Here is a 1,086-nt window from a genome sequence, read left to right as displayed (position 1 = left end):
CACTGACGTGCTCCACCACGAGGCCGAATAGATTGACGCAACCTGATTATCCACCACCCCAACGGGGGCTTGCGATCGGGGAGCAGGCCATAGATCTTGCCCGATCTCGCCGACTCCCACGTATTCGCGGGGGTTCGTGCGGATGCCTGCGGACTTCGGCGTCCGGCCCCTGGCCCCGTCCAGGGCCACCTTCCTCCGACCGAGGCGGTCGTCGAAGCCATCGCGTCCACCCGCGGTGAAGTCGTCGTGCCCAATGGCGCGGCGGAAGCCAATGCGCTGGGGCTGACCACGCAGGTGCCCACCCGGGAGATCTTTCTGACGTCGGGGCCCGCGCGCAAGCTGCGCTTGGGCAACCGCACCGTCGAACTCAAGCACGGCAGCCGCTGGCAACTCGCGCTCGGCAAGCGCGCGGCCGGCAAGGCCATTCGCGCCCTGTCCTGGCTGGGGCCCGAGCAGGCGCCCTCCGCCCTGCACATCCTCCATGCCCAACTGCCTGCGGAAGAATGGGCCGCCCTGAAGGCCGCGCGGGCGGCCCTGCCCGGCTGGATGGCGCGCGCCGTCAGCGAGGCGAATGCACATGGCTGAGTCCTGGTTCGCGCTCAGCCAGGCCGATCGGGTCGAGGCCCTGGAATACGCGGCGGCCCAGAGCGGCCGCCCGGCACATCTGCTGGAAAAGGACATCTGGATGGTGTGGACGCTTGCGGCGATCTGTGGATCTACGATCGCCGATGTGCTGACGTTCAAGGGTGGGACCTCGCTTTCCAAGGTCTACAAGGTCATCGACCGGTTCTCGGAAGACATCGATCTGACTTACGACATCCGCGCCCTGGTGCCGGAGTTCGATGCGATTCTGGAAACCTGCGCCGCCATCCAGGACAAGGTCAATCGGCTGGCGTGAGGTCAGCCACTTCAAAGCCCAATCCGCGCGCGCTGCTCATCCCACAACGCTGGCGGGTCCACCGCCAAGTCGAACAGGGTGATGTGATTCGGCGTACCTGTCCGGTAGCCCCCGTATTCCATAGCCCCCACTGATCCTCCATCGTCACCGGTACGATCTCAAGCAATAGAGGGGATGTGGCGGATGAG

2 protein-coding genes are annotated in these 1,086 nt (G+C 65.8%); both read left to right on the top strand.

Translation table 11 applies throughout. The annotated features are described in order from the left end of the window. Positions 1 to 96: 96 nt before the first annotated feature. Positions 97 to 585 (top strand): DUF6088 family protein, encoded by a 489-nt coding sequence (locus tag BM214_RS12310; protein ID WP_244888014.1) that lies wholly within the window; start codon positions 97 to 99, stop codon positions 583 to 585. After that, complete coding sequence (locus BM214_RS12305) at positions 578 to 898, top strand: nucleotidyl transferase AbiEii/AbiGii toxin family protein (protein ID WP_244888013.1); 321 nt, start codon at positions 578 to 580, stop codon at positions 896 to 898. The genes BM214_RS12310 and BM214_RS12305 overlap by 8 nt, the downstream gene beginning before the upstream one ends. The last annotated feature ends 188 nt before the right edge of the window (positions 899 to 1,086 follow it).

This window comes from Ectothiorhodospira mobilis, from assembly GCF_900114895.1.
In the GTDB taxonomy this organism is placed as follows: Bacteria; Pseudomonadota; Gammaproteobacteria; order Ectothiorhodospirales; family Ectothiorhodospiraceae; genus Ectothiorhodospira; species Ectothiorhodospira mobilis_A.
The sequence above is the reverse complement of the archived record's forward strand: the minus strand, read 5'-3'. Positions and strand labels throughout refer to the sequence as shown.

Bases quoted from the DNA above. Each gene is read 5' to 3' on its own strand.
- BM214_RS12305 (WP_244888013.1), top strand. From the start codon at position 578: ATGGCTGAGTCCTGGTTCGCGCTCAGCCAGGCCGATCGGGTCGAGGCC.